This window comes from Priestia sp. P1_B12_1, from assembly GCF_056406695.1.
This window is the reverse complement of record NZ_JBFTZR010000017.1, coordinates 22,117-43,936: the sequence shown is the minus strand read 5'-3', so window position 1 is coordinate 43,936 and position 21,820 is coordinate 22,117. Positions and strand designations below refer to the sequence as shown.

22 protein-coding genes, 1 rRNA gene and 1 pseudogene are annotated in these 21,820 nt (G+C 34.0%); 17 read left to right on the top strand and 7 right to left on the bottom strand.

Features of this window, described 5'->3' with window-relative positions:
• A 16S ribosomal RNA gene (locus AC1D0Y_RS26575) occupies nt 1-73 on the bottom strand; the annotation flags it as partial.
• A 1,029-nt stretch (nt 74-1,102) separates the two neighbouring features.
• Between AC1D0Y_RS26575 and AC1D0Y_RS26570 the strand changes: the two genes are divergently transcribed.
• The 4 genes from AC1D0Y_RS26570 (at nt 1,103) to AC1D0Y_RS26555 (ending at nt 3,931) form a co-directional block, all read left to right on the top strand.
• Nucleotides 1,103-2,443 (top strand): FAD-binding oxidoreductase, encoded by a 1,341-nt coding sequence (locus tag AC1D0Y_RS26570; protein WP_048022250.1) that lies wholly within the window; start codon nt 1,103-1,105, stop codon nt 2,441-2,443.
• A 494-nt stretch (nt 2,444-2,937) separates the two neighbouring features.
• Nucleotides 2,938-3,219, top strand: coding sequence for a hypothetical protein (locus AC1D0Y_RS26565; RefSeq protein WP_477708140.1), 282 nt, complete (start codon nt 2,938-2,940; stop codon nt 3,217-3,219).
• A gap of 72 nt (nt 3,220-3,291) precedes the next feature.
• Entirely contained in the window at nt 3,292-3,534 is a 243-nt protein-coding gene (locus tag AC1D0Y_RS26560; RefSeq protein WP_014462142.1) for a hypothetical protein, read from the top strand.
• A 208-nt stretch (nt 3,535-3,742) separates the two neighbouring features.
• Nucleotides 3,743-3,931 (top strand): hypothetical protein, encoded by a 189-nt coding sequence (locus tag AC1D0Y_RS26555; protein ID WP_014462141.1) that lies wholly within the window; start codon nt 3,743-3,745, stop codon nt 3,929-3,931.
• A gap of 152 nt (nt 3,932-4,083) precedes the next feature.
• Here the strand turns inward: AC1D0Y_RS26555 and hepT are convergent.
• Nucleotides 4,084-4,487: pseudogene (hepT, locus tag AC1D0Y_RS26550) on the bottom strand (type VII toxin-antitoxin system HepT family RNase toxin).
• A 540-nt stretch (nt 4,488-5,027) separates the two neighbouring features.
• Between hepT and AC1D0Y_RS26545 the strand changes: the two are divergent.
• From AC1D0Y_RS26545 to AC1D0Y_RS26520, 6 genes are all read left to right on the top strand, one after another.
• Complete coding sequence (locus AC1D0Y_RS26545; RefSeq protein ID WP_168761600.1) at nt 5,028-6,275, top strand: S8 family peptidase; 1,248 nt, start codon at nt 5,028-5,030, stop codon at nt 6,273-6,275.
• Between the two features lie 212 nt (nt 6,276-6,487).
• Nucleotides 6,488-7,168, top strand: a complete 681-nt coding sequence (locus AC1D0Y_RS26540) for a DUF1796 family putative cysteine peptidase (RefSeq protein ID WP_477708139.1) — start codon at nt 6,488-6,490, stop codon at nt 7,166-7,168.
• A gap of 140 nt (nt 7,169-7,308) precedes the next feature.
• Complete coding sequence (locus AC1D0Y_RS26535; RefSeq protein WP_048022245.1) at nt 7,309-8,004, top strand: DUF1796 family putative cysteine peptidase; 696 nt, start codon at nt 7,309-7,311, stop codon at nt 8,002-8,004.
• A gap of 394 nt (nt 8,005-8,398) precedes the next feature.
• Nucleotides 8,399-9,490, top strand: a complete 1,092-nt coding sequence (gene wecB / locus AC1D0Y_RS26530; protein WP_477708138.1) for a non-hydrolyzing UDP-N-acetylglucosamine 2-epimerase — start codon at nt 8,399-8,401, stop codon at nt 9,488-9,490.
• Entirely contained in the window at nt 9,483-10,469 is a 987-nt protein-coding gene (locus AC1D0Y_RS26525; RefSeq protein ID WP_048022242.1) for a polysaccharide biosynthesis protein, read from the top strand. Before wecB ends, AC1D0Y_RS26525 begins: the two co-directional genes overlap by 8 nt.
• Nucleotides 10,470-11,294, top strand: a complete 825-nt coding sequence (locus AC1D0Y_RS26520) for a dTDP-4-dehydrorhamnose reductase family protein (RefSeq protein WP_394555804.1) — start codon at nt 10,470-10,472, stop codon at nt 11,292-11,294. It begins immediately after the preceding gene.
• Nucleotides 11,295-11,501: 207 nt separating this feature from the next.
• On the opposite strand, the gene AC1D0Y_RS26515 is transcribed toward AC1D0Y_RS26520, so the two are convergent.
• From AC1D0Y_RS26515 to AC1D0Y_RS26500, 4 genes are all read right to left on the bottom strand, one after another.
• The gene (locus AC1D0Y_RS26515) at nt 11,502-11,672 is read right to left on the bottom strand and encodes an SPOR domain-containing protein (RefSeq protein WP_165574265.1); all 171 of its coding nucleotides are present in this window, start codon (nt 11,670-11,672) and stop codon (nt 11,502-11,504) included.
• A gap of 309 nt (nt 11,673-11,981) precedes the next feature.
• The gene (locus AC1D0Y_RS26510) at nt 11,982-12,605 is read right to left on the bottom strand and encodes a DUF1796 family putative cysteine peptidase (RefSeq protein ID WP_048022238.1); all 624 of its coding nucleotides are present in this window, start codon (nt 12,603-12,605) and stop codon (nt 11,982-11,984) included.
• 137 nt (nt 12,606-12,742) lie between these two features.
• Complete coding sequence (locus AC1D0Y_RS26505) at nt 12,743-13,660, bottom strand: NAD-dependent epimerase/dehydratase family protein (RefSeq protein ID WP_028412738.1); 918 nt, start codon at nt 13,658-13,660, stop codon at nt 12,743-12,745.
• Nucleotides 13,661-13,774: 114 nt separating this feature from the next.
• Complete coding sequence (locus AC1D0Y_RS26500) at nt 13,775-14,998, bottom strand: glycosyltransferase family 4 protein (protein WP_477708137.1); 1,224 nt, start codon at nt 14,996-14,998, stop codon at nt 13,775-13,777.
• A 215-nt stretch (nt 14,999-15,213) separates the two neighbouring features.
• Here AC1D0Y_RS26500 and AC1D0Y_RS26495 point away from each other — a divergent pair, with 215 nt between their 5' ends.
• The 4 genes from AC1D0Y_RS26495 (at nt 15,214) to AC1D0Y_RS26480 (ending at nt 18,927) form a co-directional block, all read left to right on the top strand.
• Nucleotides 15,214-16,104 (top strand): NAD-dependent epimerase/dehydratase family protein, encoded by an 891-nt coding sequence (locus AC1D0Y_RS26495; protein ID WP_154974739.1) that lies wholly within the window; start codon nt 15,214-15,216, stop codon nt 16,102-16,104.
• 276 nt (nt 16,105-16,380) lie between these two features.
• Nucleotides 16,381-17,112, top strand: a complete 732-nt coding sequence (locus AC1D0Y_RS26490; protein WP_154974742.1) for a glycosyltransferase — start codon at nt 16,381-16,383, stop codon at nt 17,110-17,112.
• 355 nt (nt 17,113-17,467) lie between these two features.
• Nucleotides 17,468-17,602 (top strand): hypothetical protein, encoded by a 135-nt coding sequence (locus AC1D0Y_RS26485; RefSeq protein WP_477708136.1) that lies wholly within the window; start codon nt 17,468-17,470, stop codon nt 17,600-17,602.
• An 80-nt stretch (nt 17,603-17,682) separates the two neighbouring features.
• On the top strand, nt 17,683-18,927 hold the full coding sequence (locus AC1D0Y_RS26480) for a glycosyltransferase family 4 protein (protein WP_477708135.1): 1,245 nt from the start codon (nt 17,683-17,685) through the stop codon (nt 18,925-18,927).
• Between the two features lie 34 nt (nt 18,928-18,961).
• Here the strand turns inward: AC1D0Y_RS26480 and AC1D0Y_RS26475 are convergent, their stop codons facing one another.
• The gene (locus AC1D0Y_RS26475; RefSeq protein WP_477708134.1) at nt 18,962-20,044 is read right to left on the bottom strand and encodes a glycosyltransferase family 4 protein; all 1,083 of its coding nucleotides are present in this window, start codon (nt 20,042-20,044) and stop codon (nt 18,962-18,964) included.
• A 154-nt stretch (nt 20,045-20,198) separates the two neighbouring features.
• Between AC1D0Y_RS26475 and AC1D0Y_RS26470 the strand changes: the two genes are divergently transcribed.
• From AC1D0Y_RS26470 to AC1D0Y_RS26460, 3 genes are all read left to right on the top strand, one after another.
• Complete coding sequence (locus AC1D0Y_RS26470; RefSeq protein WP_230683554.1) at nt 20,199-20,915, top strand: glycosyltransferase family 2 protein; 717 nt, start codon at nt 20,199-20,201, stop codon at nt 20,913-20,915.
• A gap of 145 nt (nt 20,916-21,060) precedes the next feature.
• A complete protein-coding gene (locus tag AC1D0Y_RS26465; RefSeq protein ID WP_014462121.1) occupies nt 21,061-21,585 on the top strand; it encodes a hypothetical protein in 525 nt (174 codons plus the stop codon).
• A gap of 15 nt (nt 21,586-21,600) precedes the next feature.
• Entirely contained in the window at nt 21,601-21,819 is a 219-nt protein-coding gene (locus AC1D0Y_RS26460) for a hypothetical protein (protein WP_014462120.1), read from the top strand.
• Nucleotide 21,820: the final 1 nt, after the last annotated feature.

Here is a 21,820-nt window from a genome sequence, read left to right as displayed (position 1 = left end):
CAGTTCGCTCGACTTGCATGTATTAGGCACGCCGCCAGCGTTCATCCTGAGCCAGGATCAAACTCTCCGAAGAAATGTTTGACTTGCTCAATTTAAAAAATAAAAATTAACGTTGACGTTTGTCGCTTTGTTCAGTTTTCAAAGTTCAAGCGCCGCCCTTAAGCGACTTTGATATCATAACAATCCATTAAACAAATGTCAATAACTTTTTTAAAAATCGTTATTAACACTTTCTCTCTTAACGACGCTTTACTATTATAATTCACTTATTTTTAAAAATCAATAGTTTTTTTATTTTTTATTTTAGTTGTATTTTGATCTCCTACCTGAATTGGTAACAATTATATTTCAGTTGTAAAATTTATAACTCAACCCAAAATAAGAGATTTGATGAAATAGTGTTCCATAGCTTAAACGAGACTTAATTAAAGTACCATACCCTTCAGAATATATGTTGAAACAAGAAAAAAGCAAAAAGATTAATCTTTTTGCTTTAAATTAACTATTGCTCTATTCTATAAAAAATAAAAACGATTAGTCTTTAGAAGTACAAGGTATATTAGGTACACAATTTGGAACGTCAGGTACACAGTTTGGTATCTTAGGCATACAGTTTGGCACTTTAGGTAGACAATGCGGTATCTTAGGCATACAACGTGGAACATCAGGTATACATCTTGGCATCATTTTTGTCCCTCTTTTCAATATTCATTTACTTATTATATGTATAAACCTAAGGACGAGCTTGTACGCTCGTCCAATATCATAGAAATTTTTCTAACTTAATATATTGACGCAGATAGAAATAAACTTAGTATAATTCCTTAAATCGCATAATCTTCAATTAACGTAATTCATTCAAAGAAATTAGAATCATTCAGTTCAATAATTTTTATCATGTCTAAATAGGTGCAACCTCTTTTTTCTTAATCCATAACCTTTCTAATAATAAAAATTTCTTTTCTAAAACATATTTATTACAAACAATACCTTTAACAACCTTGGCATATATTTTTTAGTTACTAGATAACTCACCCAAGAGTTTGTCCTATTTTCACATATACTAATATTAGAAATCTAACCTTTATTGGGAGTGAAATACATGTCAACACCGTTAACAGGACGAGTCATCTTTAAGGGAGATCCTGGCTATCAACAAGCGATTAAGAACTGGAACCCTTATGTTGATGTCTGTCCTCTTGTCTTTGTTTTTGCACAAAATTCTTACGATGTCAGTAATGCTATTAAATGGGCTCAGGAAAATAAAGTACCTTTACGTGTCAGAAGCGGACGCCATGCTTTAGATAAGAACCTTTCAGTAGTAAATGGCGGAATTGTTATTGATGTAAGTGACATGAATAGAGTTTGCCTTGATAAAAAAAGTGAGATTGCAACGGTTCAAACAGGAATTCACGTGGGTCCACTTGTAAAGATGCTAGCTCGAGAAGGCTTTATGGCTCCGTTTGGAGATAGCCCCACTGTTGGAATTGGAGGAATTACGATGGGAGGAGGATTTGGAGTAGTCTCACGATCAATTGGCCTTATAAGCGATAACCTTCTTGCCCTGGAAACAGTAGATGCCAAAGGCCATATTCTTCAAGCAGACCAATCTTGCAATAAGGACTTATTTTGGGCTTCTAGAGGTGGTGGCGGTGGGAACTTTGGATATAATACCGAATACACGTTTAAAGTTCACCGTGCCCCTAAAACTGCAACCGTCTTCAATATTATTTGGCCATGGGATCAATTAGAAACAGTATTTAAAACTTGGCAAGAATGGGCACCATTTGTAGACGAACGATTAGGGTGCATACTTGAGATTTACAGCAAAGTAAATGGTTTGTGTCATGCAGAAGGGATTTTCTTAGGTTCAAAAAAAGAACTGACTAAATTGTTAAAGCCTTTACTAAATGCTGGAACCCCAACACAAACAGTTATAGAAACATTGTCCTATCCAGATGCTATAGATTTCTTAGACCCTGACGAACCAATCCCTGGCAGATCCGATCAGAGTGTTAAATTTTCATCAGCTTGGGGACTTGATCTGTGGTCCGAAGAGCCTATTTCATTTATGAAAAAGTTTTTAGAAGAAGCTACTGGTACAGAAGCCAATTTCTTTTTTATAAATTGGGGTGGTGCTCTAAGCAGAGTACCAAGTAATGAAACAGCCTTCTTTTGGCGCCGTCCATTGTTTTATACAGAATGGACATCTAGTTGGGAAAATAAATCCCAAGAAGCTTCCAATCTTGCATCAGTTGAAAAAGTACGTCAACTAATGAAACCATATGTAAAAGGGTCCTATGTTAATGTTCCAGACCAAAATATTGAAAAGTTCGGAAAAGCATATTATGGGTCAAACTTCGCAAGACTTCGAGAAATAAAGGCTAAATATGATCCTGAAAATTTATTTCATTTCCCTCAAAGCATCCCACCATCTTGTTAATTACTCAAAATTCAATCAAGCCTCAACCTATACAACTGAATATTTAATATAGAAAGAACTATTGACGGAAAAAAGCAGCAATAGTTCTTTCTATATTTAAACCCTATATAGTATAGAAATCTCTTCAATACAATGGCCTGTATATCACACATAAAAATCTTTCACCTTAAAAAATTTATCCAAATCTATGAAAAAGAGCTTTACTATTACATATAACCCCTAAACCCCCTTGGCTTTTATAACAGGCTGTTTTAGAAGTCGTAGTTTCCTTAGGAAGGAAATGTTCGTCCAATTAGAACTTTTAACAATAAAAACACCCCTTGTACATTTAAATGTACTTACTCTCGTATCACAACAGCCACTAGACCTAATATGAAAGGCTCTTTTTACCAAATATAGGTTTTTTCATATTGCAGCTTGTCTACCTATGAATACACTATTAATGAGTAAAAGTGAATTTACTCACGTCTTCTCCCTAACTTATCAGAAAAGAGGTGATCGAAATAGAAAGGAATAATTATCATCATAATAAAAAATCTAATTGCAGCTCAAAAAACAAAAAGAAAAAAAGAGAAAAAAACTGCACCTATATTAGCATTTATATTTATAACCATGCAGAAACTGGAGGACAGATTAGTGGTAACCACAGTCAAAATGCTAATCAGGGCGGTCAGGTTGCTAAACATGGGGGACAAAATGCGAACCAAGACGGTGTAATTGTTAAAGAATGTGGAAGAAGAAATAAAAACGCTAAAGTAAAAAAAGTTCAGTTTTGAAGAGAAGTGAAGAAAAAACCATTCTAATAATATCTCGCAAAATCCCTCTAAAATATAAGGGGTATAGAAAAGGTGATTAAAATACAAACATATTATATGAAGTATAATTTTAAAAATGGTATGTATTATGTAGACAAGTCCTTCCCACAAAAAAAGAAGAAAAGAAGTGTAAGTATTAATCCCCCAGCAGAAACAGCCAGTAAGAACCCTAATTCTAAAATAGCTACTCATGCTTATAACGTAGGAATGGGATTTACAAACACTGAGATAATTTCTTCAAGGATAATTGTAATAGATGGCGGTATGAAGTTTTAGCTAGCGCGTAAATCCCATTATATGTAAGGACTTGAAAGAGATTTCATATAACAATTCCCTCTTAAAGTCCTTATTTTCAATCACAAAAAAAGATTAAATGAAAATGATTAAATAGTACAAGCCTTTGCTTAAAACTTACATATAATAAATTAAATATAGATTCATATGATCTGTATTTAATTTGGTATAGCAAGGGGGGACACCGCGTATGATTCCAGAGGTTTTGAGAATTCTTGATCCTGGCACACCGATTGCAAGTGTACTTTTAAGCGGTACTCAAATTAATAACGTTATTTTTTCAAGCTTTGATGAGGCAAGATCTTTAGCTTATTTCGCTACTTCAGCAGGAGTGATTGTTTTAGACGCTGAAGAAATCCAAGGTCTGCAAACAGCTTAATTATTTAAATTAGGACAAGCATTTAGTAGGGAAGCTTGAAAGTATGCTCCCCTACTGTCTAAATATATATTAGATACAACTTTAAGAGATATAACTATTCATTTAGAACAAAAACGAAGATTGTAGGCCTAAAGGTTCTAATACAAACTTAATTACATAATATGTAAGTTTCTATACACCTTATATTTACCAATGCCTTTCCAAAGCCCATAATAAAGAATTTGCTTTGTATAGGTAGTAAAATCACTTAAATGTTTGTCCAAAATTTGCTGAAGAATATCTTGATTAATGGCTTGATAATCGTGAACAGCAATATTTTTGAAACCTACCATAGCTTTCATTCTATAAACAATCTCGCTTGTAATAATAAATTGAGACTCCTACATGTCAAAAGCTTCTCTGCTCGTTTTTGGAAGACCCAAACGTTCTTCAGCTACAATGTGCATCGCTAAATCAATAAAAGCTTGGCAAGCGCGTTGTATATTTAAAATAATAGAGTCCTGTTTCGTATAATCCAGTAAGTTTTGGGAATTTTGCTGGTATACGTGTAGGACATATTGCATGTTTCAATCACATTTATTTTATTTAAAATGATATCATTTTAAATAAATACTCCCAGTCTCATCTACTTTCTGCAGTACACCTTTAAAGCCTTCATTTGCTCATTCATACGCAGCGTGTCATCATCTGAATAAATAACAATGCCTGTCGTATAATTTTGGCTAATGGCTTTTCTCATACACAAGATGACGTAGAACAACCTGTAAATCAGGGCATTAAAGAAGGCAAAATTGCAGATTTAGAACACGTTTCTGGACCTTTAGATGACGATGATCTCGAAGAATTTAGCGATTTTTAAAGACTAAGCCACTAGATATACTAGTGGCTTTCTTTCTAATTACAAATTTGGTGCTTTAAAGCGAGACATAACACTCATTATCTAAAGATAAATTAGTAATATGACAGATAGGATAACTTTTCACTTTTAATAACTCTCTTAAAATACACAATTATTTGTTTAAATAAAGACTCTGTCCAAACCCTTTTAATAAATCGTGAATACTCTATAAAGAGTGCGATTTCCAGGAGGGAACAAATGCTTCATTTATTAGCTACTACTTTATCAGTTTCTGTTGTTATCCTGTTGTTTTATGCAGTGAAATATATTATTAAGATTTTAAAACAACAATTAGTCAAAAACCTAAAAACCATTCCAATAAAAAAGGCATCACCACTATTTAAGCGCCGTATCAACGCTAGTACTAAGGAATTTACAGCTGATGATTTTCAGAACTCAAGCCAAATCATTGTAAAGTTCAAAAAGAATGTGTGCTTTGAAAACCAAGTAAATATTCATCGTAAGAATAAATGTACACTGATATATCACAACAAAGATCTTGATTTCCAAGTCTTACATTCTAAAAAAAAGATTAATGACTTAATTAAACGCTATAGTGAATTAACTGAAGTAGAATACGCAGAACCAGATTATACATTTAAAGCTTCATATACCCCGAATGACCCCTTTTTTCCTTATCAATATGGTCCTCAGAAGGTACAAGCCCCAGATGCTTGGGATGTTACTACTAGTAATGGAAATATAAAAATTGCTATTGTAGACACGGGAATTCAGTTAAATCACCCTGAACTATCTATTAAGCTTTGGCCTGGCTATAATTTTGTAGATGGAAATCTAGTTCCTAACGACGGTAATGGACACGGAACTCACGTAGCAGGAATAGCTGCAGCCCTTACAGAGAATGGTTTAGGCATTGCAGGAATGGCTCCGTCAGCATCAATAATACCCGTTCGTGCTCTTGACAACAGTGGAAATGGTCTATTGAGTAATATTGCAAATGCAATTACCTATTCAACAAATGCAGGAGCAAAAGTTATTAATTTGAGCCTAGGTTCAACTCAAAGTTCAATCACTTTAGAGAATGCCGTGAATTACGCTTGGAGCCAAGGAGTAGTAGTTATAGCTGCAGCCGGAAACGAAGCTTCTAGTACCCCAACATACCCAGCTGCTTATCAAAATGTAATCGCTGTGGCCTCTACAGATAGCAATGATCAAAAATCTGATTTTTCCAATTTTGGCACTTGGGTAGATGTTGCTGCTCCAGGTTCAACAATTTTGTCTACTTATATAGGCAGCTATTACGCATATCTAAGTGGTACTTCTATGGCTGCCCCTCATGTTTCAGGACTTGCAGCCTTGCTAGCAGCTCAGGGAAAAACCAATCTCCAAATTAGAAATACTATTCAATCCACGTGCGATGTAGTACCAGGTACAGGATTATACTGGACTTATGGAAGAATTAATGCAAATCGAGCAGTTCGCTAGCATTAAACTTTAAAGAATTCATCTATTGCGGGTGTTAACAATTTTATTTAACACAGGTCTATAAAGGGTATAAAAAGCGCTGAAACCCCGATTATCAGTGCTTTTTATATTATAAGAGCAACTTACTGAATAACCATGTACATGTATGTCTTCTAAGTAAATCTACCAATCAAATATGTGTATATAAAAATTTAAATAATAGGAGAATTAATGTGAATTTACAGGATGTTAAAGGGCAATATGATTTAATCATTAGCTTAGGTAGTGCTTGTAATCCTGCACTACAACTGAATCGATTAAATTTGAGAAGTTTTACCTCAAGTCCACTTGACTGGAGCTATTCTCCGTATCTTTCAGATGTAAATAGACTACTTCAGAATAAGTTTAATGGATTTATGCAGATTGAGAATATGAGTTTAGTAGATGACAGCGGAGATTATGTATATTTTAATGATAAAATGCTTAGATTTCCTCATCAAAATCTATATAAATCAACTAAATCTTATATTATACAGGACACTTATTACAATATCTTCTCAGCTCATGATTTTGCTATAGTGCCTAATAAAGATTGGACCGATATGTATCCAAAATTCAAAAAAAACCTTGATTACAGAGTTAACAGGTTTATTAAAAAGATGATGAGCAGTAAATCAATTTTGTTTATAAGGTGGGGAGCTAAATATGAGGAAGCAACTGAATTACAAAAAATCTTATCCTCTCTTACAAAAGCGCAGATTAGAATACTTATCCTTAATCCCGTAGACGGTATACAGACTCCTACCGAAGTTGACTGGGAAATTAATAATGTATGTATGGTCAATGTACCACACGATCCAAATAATGTTTCGACTTGGGACTATGTTCTAGATGAAATATTACTACGTCACTAGATGGGCGCCACATGGAAATCTCTCCCATTCAGTCCCAGTGTCTTTTTAACTAAGACTTTCTTATAAATATATAGTTACTTTGTCCAATCAAATGTACAAGGTTTAGCATTTACTATAATAGAATTGCTAAATAAAAAGGGATGATTATATTGAATTTACAGGATATTAAAGGATCTTATGACTTAATGCTAGGGCTAGGTAGTTGGTGTGGTCCCTCCCTTAATTTAAGAAGACACAATTGGAGAAGGTTTTCATTCCCTCTAGACTGGATGATATCTAATTCAATTGCTGATGTCAGTAGGTTGTTACAAAACAGATTTAGTGGATTTATGGACCTTGAAAACCTGCAGCGAACTGATGGATATGCTCATTTTCTTGATGACGGAGTCGCAATTTTCCCTGAAGAAGGTGGAACAGAACCGGTTAATGCTCACTTTATTCACGATATGCATTATAATATTATTTCTGTTCATGATTTTCCTATTATTCCAAATGTAGACTGGACTGTAATGTATCCTTCTTATAAAGAGAAGCTTAATCAACGTATCACGAGATTTTTCGAAAAAATTGAGAATAGCCCTTCTGTTTTATTTATTAGATGGGGAGCAGCTACTCCAGAAGAAGCGATAGAATTAAAAACCACATTATCGGAATTAGTAAACGGTCCATTTAATATACTACTACTTCAACCTTTAGACGGATTAAAAGGCGTAATAGATATGAACTGGACAATTGATGGAATTTGTTCAGTTCAAGTACCTCTAGACAATCCAAATGATGAAGCTGTTTGGGACTATGTGCTAAATGGATTAAGTCTAACTAATTTTTGGGCGTAATTCCCCCAACTATTTTCATACAATATTACGTAATAAAAATAAGAAAAGACCTTGTTTCTTTTTAAAAAGGAAACAAGGTCTTTTCTTATTTTTAAAACCCTGTATTTACTCTTTAACTATTCACATTTGACAGCTTAAAATATAAAATTTTATCCCCTAGGAGAGAACTTATAAAGAAAGATTTAGACATCAAACCACAAGCAAGCAGCCTTTATTCTTATTGATTTACAGAGAAGAGCTTATTATTTTAGACTTATCACTTTTTATTGGGAAGATTAATAGATTAGCCTATAGCAAGAAAGAAGGAAAAGCATATTTTAATAAATAAGGGGCCGAATGCGCATTAGGAGAGGGTAATTATGCTTATAAATAAGGTGAATAGGGTGTGTAAAAAATGAAAGTTATGACTATTTTGGGTACAAGGCCCGAAATTATACGTTTAAGCCTCATTATTAAAAAGTTAGATAGCTATGCTTCACAGCACATTTTAGTGCATACAGGCCAAAATTTTACTCCTTCATTAAGTGAAGTATTTTTTCAAGAGTTGAATGTACGCAAACCAGACTATATATTGGCTAACCAGCAGCTGTCATTAGGTGAACAGTTATCCAAGATGTATAAAGAGCTAGAACAGCTATTTTTAAAAGAAAAGCCGGACAAAGTTTTAATATTAGGCGACACTAATAGCGGTTTAAGCGCGATTCTAGCAGAGAGAATGGGTATACCAGTTATTCATATGGAGGCCGGAAACCGTTGTTTTGACTTAGAGGTGCCAGAAGAAAAGAATCGTCGAATTATTGATGCAATATCGAGCTTTAACCTCCCCTATACTCCTCAAAGTAAAGAAAATTTAATTAAAGAAGGTATTCCCTCAAATCGTATTATTACTTCTGGAAATCCAATTAACGAGGTTTTAAAACATTATGAATCTTCCATTGAAAACAGCAACATTCTTAATGAACTATCCTTAGAAAAAAGTGACTATTTTCTAGTTACAGCCCATCGTGCGGAAAATGTAGATCATGAAGATCGAATGTTGGAAATCATGAAAGGTATTAATATGGTAGCTGAATTTTACCAAAAGAGAATAATATGCAGTATTCATCCTCGTACTAAATCCCGGATAGAAAATATTCCACTGCTAGAAGTCCATCCATTAGTAGAATTCCATGAACCTTTTGGTTTTTTTGATTTTGTAAATCTAGAAAAGAATGCTTTTTGTGTCTTAACAGACAGCGGAACAGTTCAGGAAGAATGCTGTTTGTTTCATATTCCTACGGTAACTATTCGCAAAACAACTGAAAGACCAGAAACCATTCAGTGTGGAAGTAACATGCTGTCAGGAATAGATGCTAACCAAATCGTAACCTGTGTTCATGTAATGGTGAACCAATTAAAAAATTGGTCGTACCCTGAAGGATATGGTCATGTAGATGTTTCAGACAAAGTAATTAAAGTGGTACTAGGAGGAATGAAAGGTGTTTAATAATAAGACAATTTTAGTAACAGGTGGCACAGGTTCTTGGGGGTATGAACTTGTTAAACAATTACTAACACATAACCCTAAAGAAATACGTGTTTTTTCAAGGAATGAATCAAATCAATTTACTATGAAGCAAGAATTTGATAATCATCCTAAGTTAAATTTTATTATTGGAGACATTAAGGAAAGAGAAGCACTAATTGAAGCGTGTCAGGGCGTCAATTATATCTTTCACTTAGCTGCTTTAAAACATGTTCCTGTATGTGAAGATCAACCAATCGAAGCCTTAAAAACCAACGTACATGGTACTCAAAATGTAATAGACGCAGCAATAAGCTGTGATGTAGATAGAGTAGTTTATATTTCCACTGATAAAGCGTCAAATCCAGCTAATTTTTACGGTTTATCAAAAGCAATGGGGGAAAGATTAATCATTCACGCTAACACATTAAATACTAAAACTAAATTTGTTTGTATACGTGGAGGAAACGTTCTAGGAACTAACGGAAGCGTTATTCATGTATTCAAGAAACAAATTCAAGAAAAAGGGAAAATCGGTATTACTGACCCTGGGATGACTCGTTTCTTTTTAACATTAGAGGATGCGATAAAGCTGGTTTTTAAAGCCACATTTGAAAGTCTAGGTGGGGAAATATTCGTCATGAAAATGCCTACTTGTCGAATTATTGACTTAGCAAATGTACTAATAGAAGCTTCTGGAAAAGACAAGATTGAAATTGAAATATTAGGTATAAGACCTGGAGAAAAAATTCACGAGCTTCTGTTATCCGAATATGAAAGCGCAACAACTGTTACTTATGATGATGAGTATTATGTGATTCTACCTCCAATTTATATTAAAGGCTTAAAAGAATATTATTCAAACTATGCTCAAGTAAACTTAGAAAAATATGATTCAAGTAAACAAGTGATTAGTAAAGAGGAAATTAGAGAGATGTTGCTGAAAGGCGGGTTTATCTAAATGAAAGTACTAATTCTTGGTGGAAAAGGAATGGCAGGGCATGTAATTACTAAATATTTTATACAGCATACAAATCATGATGTTTTCTGTACATCAAGAGACCCGAAAGATAAAGATGCTATTTACTTGGATGTAACTGACTTTAAGCATGTTGAAGAGACTATAGAATCTATTAAGCCCCATGTCCTCATTAATTGTATCGGAATTTTAAATGAACACGCTAGTCATAATCCGATGCGTGCTTTTCAGGTAAACAGCCTACTCCCACATCAGTTGGCCAAATTTGTTGAACGGCATCAAGGAAAATTAATTCATATTAGTACAGATTGTGTGTTTTCAGGAAAAAAAGGAGATTATACAGAAAACGATGTTCCAGACGGTACCTCTGTATATGCTCAATCTAAACAGCTTGGTGAAATTATTGACGAAAAACATTTAACAATCCGCACCTCTATAATAGGACCTGAGTTAAAGGAGAATGGCATTGGCTTATTTCTGTGGTTTATGAAACAAAAGGGTACCATTAAGGGTTATAAAAAAGCATTATGGAATGGAGTAACAACATTAGAATTAGCTAAATCGATTGACTTCTTCTTAGAAAATAATACTTCCGGACTCTATCATTTGCACTCACCGAAAAAAATATCAAAGTTTGCATTACTAGAATTAATTAAAGATATCTTTAAAAAAGATGATGTCAAAATTATTCCTAATCAGGATGTAATATTGGATCGTACTATTATTAGTACTCGGACAGATCTTTGTTATCCAACTCCTAGTTACCAACAGATGTTAATGGAGCTGAAAGAGTGGATGTCAAAATAAATAGCACTAACTATGAGTAAAAGAAAAACATGATAAAATGAGAAGCACTAAAAATGATTTCTCCTTTATTGTATTATGGTAAACAGATAATAAAATTCATTGTATACTTCTACAAGAATAGACAGCTAGACTATTTCTATAAAAATAGCTTAGCTGTCTATTCTTATTCTAATTTATAGTAAAATGAAAATAAAGTTACATTAGAGATTATTCAATGTGCTCAGGTATCACGTATACAGTAAGACCGTAGCGTTCTTTTATTTCCTTTGCAACTTGTTCTGCTATAATCTTATCAATAAATGCTCCTGTTATAATTCGATAACGTTGCTTTCCAGTTATATCGTATCCTTGTTTCAACTCTATTTGTTTATTATCCATACCCTTCCCCCCTTATCCGGTTAACAAATTAGTTTTTTTAACATTGACTTTTATATAGGCACCTCGAAAAGCACCTTAACCTTCGCAAGGAAAAGTTTTTTGCACTGTATCCATTTCAATTAATACAACTTGTCCATTAGTATTGTATAGAGATTATATGTATAGAAAATATTAAATAAGCTTCAAGAGGCAAGTGAGTACATACACCAAGTAAGTATGGTGGAGGTTTTCTTCCCATTCAAATCTCCTAAAGATGTCATTTGAAAAACATAACCTTTTATAAATACATTAAAGGGAAAGCTAACGTACTTATAAAAGGGAAACACCATCAAGTATCCTTTTCCAATAATGATTATTTGCGTTCCATTTATCTTGATTGGGTAATTCAATAGCACAAACTTTATTTAGCGACCATTCTTTTTCAACTAAATCATTCACATCCGTATGATTAATAATTAGAATGCTAAAGTCACTTTCAATCATAGTAGATAAAATGCTCTCAAGCTCTGCAGCTTCTTCACGATTAGCTTCCGTTCTAATAAACAGAATACGCTGGCCAGTAGATAAATTCTCTAAAAACCGGTGAATTCTTCTATCGTACTTCTCTTTAACCTCCCCGTATCCTCCTAAGTGAGAAAGTGTATTTTTATCAGTCTTAAAATCGTGGTTAAACCCTATATTATAAATTTCATCCCACACTAATAAATCCCAATCAGATACGTACTGGATTATCCTTAAATTATCCGGGTTTAAAAAGTCAGCAAACTGATCTTTCAAAAGCATGTTTACCTTTTTCAAATCCGGTGAGGATACCCAATCTAAAATCCCCGCAAATTTTCTTAAGTTATTGTCTCTCAGTTGAAGAGATGTCAAACATAAATCGCCTAAACTAAAAATGGCGCTATATGCCCCTTTTAAATCTTCTAGTTTCATATGGGTTGCTCCTTAAAGGGTCTTATTGTACAAGGCTATACAATATTAAATGCAGGCCTATCCTAAAATGTTAGGGCTAATGAGCATATAGTTAATAAAATAGACAACTAGTTAAGAAATGTAGAAAAGCTTAAATACTAAGCTTTTTTTCTAGAGAAAGTATATGTTTCCTTTAACCCCTCTAAAACAGATACTCTTGAAGACCATTCTAATAGCTTTTGTGCTTTCTCACTGTCGAGACAACTATGTTTAATATCCCCAGGTCTTCCTTCTGTATAAACAACATCAATATTAGAACCATGAATATACTCAAGGTTTTTTAATAAATCGTTCACTGAAGTTTTCTTTGTAGTACTGGCGTGAACAACCTCTTGGTTCCCTTTTTTAATTGCTGCAATATTAGCTTGAACAATATCTTTTACATATATAAAATCACGTGTCTGTTCCCCATCACCATGAATATTAAATGAAAGCCCTTTGCTCAACCTTTCTAAAAAAACTGCTACTACTCCGCCTTCTCCTTTTGGCGTTTGCCGTGGCCCATATACATTTCCGTATCGAAGAATTGTATATGGTAAATTATACAAATAATGAAATAGACGTATATACGATTCAGCAGCTAGTTTCGACAGACCGTAATAAGAAGCTGGCACAGTTGCATCTTGTTCAGTAATTAAGTCCTTTTGTAGATTTCCATATACAGCTGAAGTAGAAGCAAATATAAACTTACCTACCGAAGCATCTCTACAGGCTTCCAGCAAATTTATAGTTCCTTTTATGTTCACATCTGCGTCATATTGAGGCGATTGGATAGATCGTGAAACATCTGCCTGAGCAGCTAAGTGAAAGACTACGTCAGGCTTTTCATCTAGAATGATTTGTTTGGCTTGATCACTACATATATCTTCTATATGAAAAGTAGCAAGAGGGTGTATATTATCATACTTTCCAGAAATTAAGTTATCAATTATGTGGACATTAAAGCCTTGTCTAATGAGCTCTTCTACAAGATGGGAACCAATAAATCCCGCCCCACCAGTTACTACAGCCTTCATATACTATTCTCTCCTCTTTAAAGTTTTAATAGTATATGTCACCTATAGGGCTCCTGTATAAGCTACCTACCCAATCATTTCCAAAAAAGACATTTAGCTTCCTTTTCGATATATTTACATTTCACTCTTATGTGAAAGCACCTCTTTATAAACATCTAGAACTTTTTGAACTGCATCTTTCTGATCCCAATGTTTTAAAGCCCATTCTTGTGCATTGGCTCCTAACATGCCTCTATATGCTGGATCTATTAGCAAATTATAAAGATTTTCACATAACGATGTGGCATCACCTGCCGGGAAAATTAATCCTGTAGATCCATGCTGAACCATTTCGGGTAATCCCCCTGCGTCACTTACTATTACTGGTTTTTTAGCAATCTGAGCTTCAATAACTGATAAAGGTTGATTCTCTATAAGACTTGGCAAAACAAAAATGTTAGCAAGAGAGAGTAAAGAAGGCACATCGTTTCTATTACCTAAAAATAAAACCCTCTTACCTAAACCGAGCGCTCTACTCTGAGCCTTCAACTCAGCTTTTTGATCTCCATCTCCAACGATCCAGCAGACCCAGCCTTTCTTAATTTTTTTGAGTTCACTGAGAGCCTTTAATAGATGATGAATACCTTTAATTTCAGCTAATCTCCCTGTATAAATAATTACTTGTTGACCAACTGGTGGATGAACCTTAGATGGTGTTTGCATTCGCTTTAAAAAAGAATCTATATCATATCCGTAATGAAACACTTTAAGTTGATGCTCATTAACCCTAAATTCCTGAATTAAAATTTCCTTTAACCAATGATTTGCAACTATAGTACAATCAGCAGCCATAGCACCTGTATGTTCAAGTTCATTAAAATATTTAGTAGCTATATCAGCTGTAGGAGCCTTCAAAATGTCTTTGATGTAGCGATTTAACTCGTGAGCAACACAACCATGTATAGTTGCTACCACCGACGTTTTTACACTCTTTAAGGAACGAATACACGCAGTTGCTACAACGTCTTGTGTGTGAATTAAATCATATTGGTTGATATTTAACCGAGAAACACCTCTTGTATAACCAATACGTTCTTTTTCATAAAATTTCACTACTGGATCTTTATATAGAATAGGAGTATTTTTCTCATGTTGTTCCAATTCTTCTACTAATGATAGTTCATCTTTAATTACCTCTATATTTTTATTAACAATATGAACTGATTTATTTCCAAGTCCATGTCCAAGTAAATCTACTTCATGACCTAACCCTTCAAGTTCTTGCTTTAATTGCTGCATATAATTCCAAACTCCACCTACATGGGGAACTTCCCAAAATGTAGCAAGCAGTATTTTCATTATGTTCTCTCCTCTTCCCATAGCATTCACGTTCTAAAAGTCTCTCTATATAGGTATTCATGGAATTTGGTAATGCTATAGACCTCTGCCTGTATTTTTACCCTATGTTTTAGGATCGTGTCTTGTTGAGCATTAGATGAAATATTTAGCTTTTTAAGCATACATCTATAATAAGTTTTATTTATTAGATTATTATTCAGAGTGGGGTGTCGTTAGTGGATAAGAAACCTACGTTACTAATTACCGGTGCTAGTGGATTTACTGGACTTCACGCATGTGATTATTTTTCAAGATTAGAGTTTGACGTCGTAGCTATCACAAACATGAATTCATTTTCTAATAAGCAAATTAAATGCAGAACATGCAATCTATCTAATAATGAGTCAGTAAAAGAGTTAATTTCAATAACCAAGCCGGACTACCTCCTTCATTTGGCAGGTCAAAACGCTGTGGGATTATCCTGGGATAATCCCATTCAATCTCTAGAAGTAAATGCAATGGCTACAGCATACTTACTCGATGCTCTTAGAAAAGAGATGCCTTCTTGTAAAGCTGTTATTGTAGGTTCTGCTCTTCAGTTTGATCCAACGGTTCCAGCCACGTTTAATCACCCCTATGGTCTGAGTAAGACCATTCAAACCCTCATTTCGCAATTTTGGTCAAATCAATACAATATGAATGTTGTTGTCGCTCAACCATCAAATCTTATAGGTCCTGGCTTCTCTAAAGGAGTTTGTTCCATTTTCGCTAAAAAAATTATAGCTATGGAGGAAGAAGAGGGGGAAAAGTATCTGAGGGTGAGTAACTTAAATAATCGTTTTGACTTCTTAGACGTACGAGATGCTGTTAGAGCTTATGATTTTCTGCTCAGAAAAGGAGAAAATGGACGTTCATACAATGTCTCTTCTGGAAAAAGTAATTCTTTACAAGATATTATAAATATTTTCAAAAAGATAACTCCTATTAAATTTGAAGTGAAAGTGGATGATAAAAGTCCTTTAAATAATTTTGTTACTTCAAACCCTACAGCACTAACTGAATTGGGTTGGCAACCAACTACGACATTAGAATCTTCTATCCGGGACATTATTGACTTTTATCGTTAGAGATTCTTTCTGTCATTATAATTACCTATTCACCTTTATGGAAAATCAGAGTTTAGGTGCGTAGAAATAGCAATTCTCTTATGAAATCGGATTTTTTATATGAATGAAGTTTCTGCGAAAGCATGTCACTTAAGAAGGTTTATGCATATTCTAATCAAGAGTGTGATTTCATTAATGAACTTAGAACTATCATCTTCACCTTTTATCCACCTACAAAAGTCATAATTTAGACTACGTTTCACTTATGCTATGAAATTTTTTTTCGGAGGGGAAACAATGGGTCCAAAAGTATCAATAATTATTCCTTTTTACAACTGTGCCTTTGTCGATCAAGCAATCCAAAGTGCCTTAAATCAAACTTATGAAAATATTGAAGTAATTGTGGTAGACGACGGTTCTACATCCCACACTGCGAAGATAGAGTCCTTTAAAGATAAAATTGTTTATATAAGAAAAGAAAATGGCGGGACGGCTACTGCAATAAATACTGGTTTATTCGCTGCTACAGGAGAGTATATAGCCTGGCTAAGCTCGGATGATTATTTTGTTCCTGAAAAGATTTCCAAACAACTAAACTTTATGAAGCAAAGGAACATAGATGCCAGCTTCACTAACTTTGACTATATTAATAAAGATAATCAAGTTTTAATACCTTGGTGCTGTAAACGTTTCTCCAATTTAGAAGAAGTGTATAATGCCTACTTAACGTATAATGCTATCAATGGATGTACCATTCTTATAAAAAAGAAGATCTTTGATAAAATTGGGATTTTCTCTCCCGATTTTCGTTATACTCATGATTATGAGATGTGGTTTCGTATGCTTGTCAATGGCTATGAAATCCATTATTATGATGAAGCACTTACAAAATTTCGTTCTCATGAAAAATCAGGCACCAGTAGATACCAAAATGAGATGAGAGAAGAAATGAAAACTATCGAGTTTCATTACCGCCCTCTGCTGCAAAAATATATAAGTAAATCACAATCAAATCCTTCACAAGATTAGGTGAGTTTATTCTTCTATGATTACTCCTTACACCCTCTTATTTAGTCTTTATTACAAGTATTTCCACTCGTTACTTTCATTTAATAAATGAAATGTATTATTAGGACACAAGTTTATCTTTCACCTTAAAACTTTACATGGAAATGTGTAAAGTTTATTACATACAAATCTGTATGGAAACTTTAATAAACACACTTTGTAAAAAAGAATTTGCAAAACTTGTTATTATATTTATCTACTATCAGCATGCACTCGTCCGTACCAATTAAAAATTTTGGACATATTATATAAATAGGGATTTGCAAAATAATAAAAATTTAAGCATATATCAATTTTAAGAAAAGAAGGGACATACATGAAGGATAATAAGGATTCGTTATTTGATGAAAATCTAATTGAGTTTTTAAATGAAGTAAAAACTAATTTACCTACCAATTATAAGATACCTGATCCTGGGGTTGTAAGTATAATTCTTTCTCATACTCAATGAGGTGCTTTAGACGTTGAAAATTCTTATTCTTCTCCTCTTCCTATTGAATAGAGAGAAAATAATTAAAGGATGATTATAAAATGAAGATTTTATTAGTTTCCTATTACCCACTCCCCTATACCGGAGGCGTTTGGACATTTGTATCATCACTCCAACAGTCACTGAAAGAGTCAGGTCATACAGTTCATATCCTTAGTCAGACCCCTGATTTAAATAAATATCGAATCATTGGACAAAAACCAGAAATAGATATTGCTGTTCTTTCCCCCTATATTGAAGAAAAATTGCTTACTGAGCTTCCTTCACTTCCAATGAAGAGTTGGATATACAACACTGAATTATTTCGTTATAGTTTAGAGCTTTCCGCAGCATATTACAACCTTCAGCAATATGACCTTATACATGCGCTAGATGTCACAGCAGCAAACGCTATAAATCGAGTTAAACCTTCTCATATTCCACTTGTTACTAGTGCTCTTGGAAATCTATCACGTGATATCTTTTTCACGCTCAAAACCATGCACCCTCATAAAACAGACGAACAAATAGAAGCTACATTTGAATATCAATATCACCAGGTGATTGAGAAGTTAGGATATCAAGCCAGTGATTTTATTCATAGTCCAACTAAATGGATGTCTCGTAATATTGCAGATAATTTCTCTATTCTTTCAGACAGAATTGTTACCTTTCCATATGGAATTAGTAATCAACAGTTCCTTGGGGATGCTATGAAGAAGCCACTTATCGGACCCAAGCAGAATAAAAAAATTATCCTTTATATGGGAAGGCTTGTCTATTTAAAAGGCATTCATCACCTCCTAGATGCCCTTGCTCTCTTAAAAGAAAGTAGACAGGATTGGGAATGCTGGATACTGGGGGAAGGCGAAATTAAAGGCGCATTAGAAGAACAATGCACAAACTTAGATCTAAAAGATAAAGTTAGATTTTTAGGTGCCTCGAATAATGTTCTTCATTTCCTTAGAGAAGCCGATATCTTTGTTCACCCTAGTATTCACGATACTCAGCCTTATTCTGTTATGGAAGCCCAGCTTGCAGGTATTCCTGTTCTTATTAGCGATACAGCTGGATTACCTGAAATGATTGAAGTGGGAAGGAGCGGGCTAGTCTCTTCTGTAGGAAATATTTATGAACTGTATGAGCAATTAAAGTATTTGCTTGCAAATGATTTACTTCGAAACCAGCTAGCTTCTTGTACAAAAGAGTGGGCTCAAGATAAATGGGACCTTAACAAAATGGTTACTAATTTTTTGTCGCTTTACGAACAAGCAGAAAAACTTAACACAGAAAATCAAGAAAAATAAAATACCAGATACTAGAAAATATCTGGTATTTTATTTACTTACTGAGGTTTAGTCCCAGTGATTGAATCATTGAAATAAAATTCACACAGTATAAATCTGGGTTGAAATTTACTTTTACGTGCTCAAAAGCATCTTTACGTATCTTTTCTCTTAACTGAGAATCCGTCATTAACTCCTTTGCCTCTTTAACAGCTTCGGTAACGTCACCTAATGTATAGTATTTCCCCGTTTTATTATGAATAATTGAGCTTCTTACGCCATCGGAGTCAGTGGTTAAAACCGGACATTTACAACTCATCGCTTCAAGAAGAGAATATGGGGCTCCTTCTACCTTTGAAGTAGAGCATAAAAATCCGCCTGATTCCCCTATCATGGAAAAATAAACGGCCATTTGATCATTCGGAACGTTTGCATGAAGAAAAAGATGTTTTTCTAAATCTAACTGTTTAATTAATTTTTCAAATTGAACTCTTTCCTTAGCTTCGCTTAGAGTAGGGTCTTCAAACATATGTAATCGTATGTTTGAATTGTGATTATGGATTAATTCGCTACCGATTTTTAAGAACTCTCTCCAATTTTTGTTATCTTCGATTCGCCCAATCCATGCGACGTTAGGCTGATGACTAGTAGGTACAGCTTTATAGGAGAACTGATTAGTATCAAAACAATTGTTGAAACTAAACTTTGGAAATGAGGGGTAGAGTTCATCTAGTAATTGCACGATATGAGGAGTCTTGGGATTAAGAAATCCTGAAGCATAGTTAGTGACAAGAGGTATAGCATCTGTAAGAGCAGATTTCGCTGTACTTTTTGGGCCGTATCCTTGTATTTCAATAATCATTTTCCCTTGATATCCAAGCGATCTAAACCGAGGAAGAGCTTGAAAATCTGAGACAATGACAATGAGACTATAATCTCCTTCATCAAGTATTTTTTTAATTTCATGGTCTTCATTCGTTACAAACGTTTGGGTCCCATGGTCATTTATGCTTTTCTTTCTATTTTCATAATAAAGGCAATGAGCATTAATGTTGTACTTTTTAAGGGCTTTACACCTTTGACGATTTAACGTTTCTACTCCTCCACTTGGAACATAAAACACGAATAATACATTCATTTTCCCTCTCCACCTTTACGTGTAGAATTAATAAACTTCTATTTCATATGTAAACCGTGTTACATATGTTAATAAATGCGATGTAAATTTAAAAATTGTTATTTTTCCTAAAAACATAATCACAGATTTTTAATTCTTGAAAGGAGAAGTGAATATGTCAAAAGTATCTATTGTTGTGCCATTCTTTAATTGCTCTTATATCGATCATGCACTAGATAGTTTAACTAAACAGACCTACACCAATATTGAAATTATAGTAGTAAATGATGGATCTACTAAGCATACGGATAAAATCCTTCCCTATTTAGATAAAATCATCTATATTATAAAAGAAAATGGTGGCACAGCGAGTGCTTTAAATGTAGGAATTCAGCAAGCAACAGGTGATTATATATGTTGGCTTAGTTCTGATGATATTTATGATCATCATAAAATCGCCATACAACTAGAATCGATGAAAACTCATAATGCCTTTTTTAGTCACACAAATTACTACGCCATCAATTATAGAGGACGAATCATTAGTCCGCCTTTAGGTATTCAGACGTTAAATAAATTAGATCTTATCACTAGAATAAGCAAAGGAAATATTATTAACGGCTGCTCAATTATGATTCACAAAAGTGTGTTTGACCATGTGGGTCTTTTTGACGAGACACTTCTTTATACTCATGACTATGACTTATGGTTACGAATCATTCAAATATTCGATTTACAATACATCCCTCAGCCCCTTTTGTTATCAAGGATACATGAAAATATGGGGAGCAAAAAATATGCTTCTTTTATAAAAGAAGAAAACAAAATTGTAATTAATAGTCATAAACACGTAATGGAACAGCTAGCGTTAAAATATAAAGAACACTCTTAATTACTATTTAGTTCTTGCTACTGTATAAGAAAGGCGGATTTTTAAGTAAATTAGGTAAACCGCCGAGCACCTTAAAATCGGATAAGCATATTATAAAACATAGATAATAATGCAAAAACTTTGCTTTAAGAAAGGATGAATTCTATTGGCACTATCAAGTGAAGCAAGAGCAGCGTTGTTAAAAAACCTGCTTTCATTACCTCAAACAGTCAACACAACTACTACTTCTGCTACAGACCTTTTAAATGCTGTCAACCCTGCTACTACTGTAACTAACGCCTTAAATACTATTAATCCTACTACTGTCGTAACAGATCTTTTAAATACTGTTAATACAACTACAACTGGCCTTTTAAATACCGTTAATACGACTACAACTGATATCTTAAACACTACTACGGGCCTTGTAAGTACTACTACTACTTCTGCTAGTGATCTTTTAAGAAATCTTCTCTCCATATTAGCAGGACTACCAATTTCATCTGGTTCAGCCCCGATTAGAAACGACTTAAAAAATCGTGTTAATCAAACAGTTCAACTATCTACACCAAATGAAACCATTACAGGTGTTTTACTTGCTGTTTTATCAGACTACGTGGCAGTTGCTGAAAGTGACGGATCGTTAAACTATATCCCACTTTCTAAAGTTGAAACAGTATCATCACTTTAAGGAAGGAGTCATATTATGTTTGAAAGTACTTTAGTAGCTGAATTAACAAAGCGTATTGGTACACCAGTCGAAATCGCACTAGCAGATGGCTTTGTTGAAGGAATTATCACTGCTGTAACAAATGGCCTTATTACAATCCTTCAAACTGTGGGATATGGATATGGCGGAACTACTCTTCCTTTAACTATTGCTCTTCCATCAATTACTTCAATTAAAATTTCACCGGTTGCGTAAA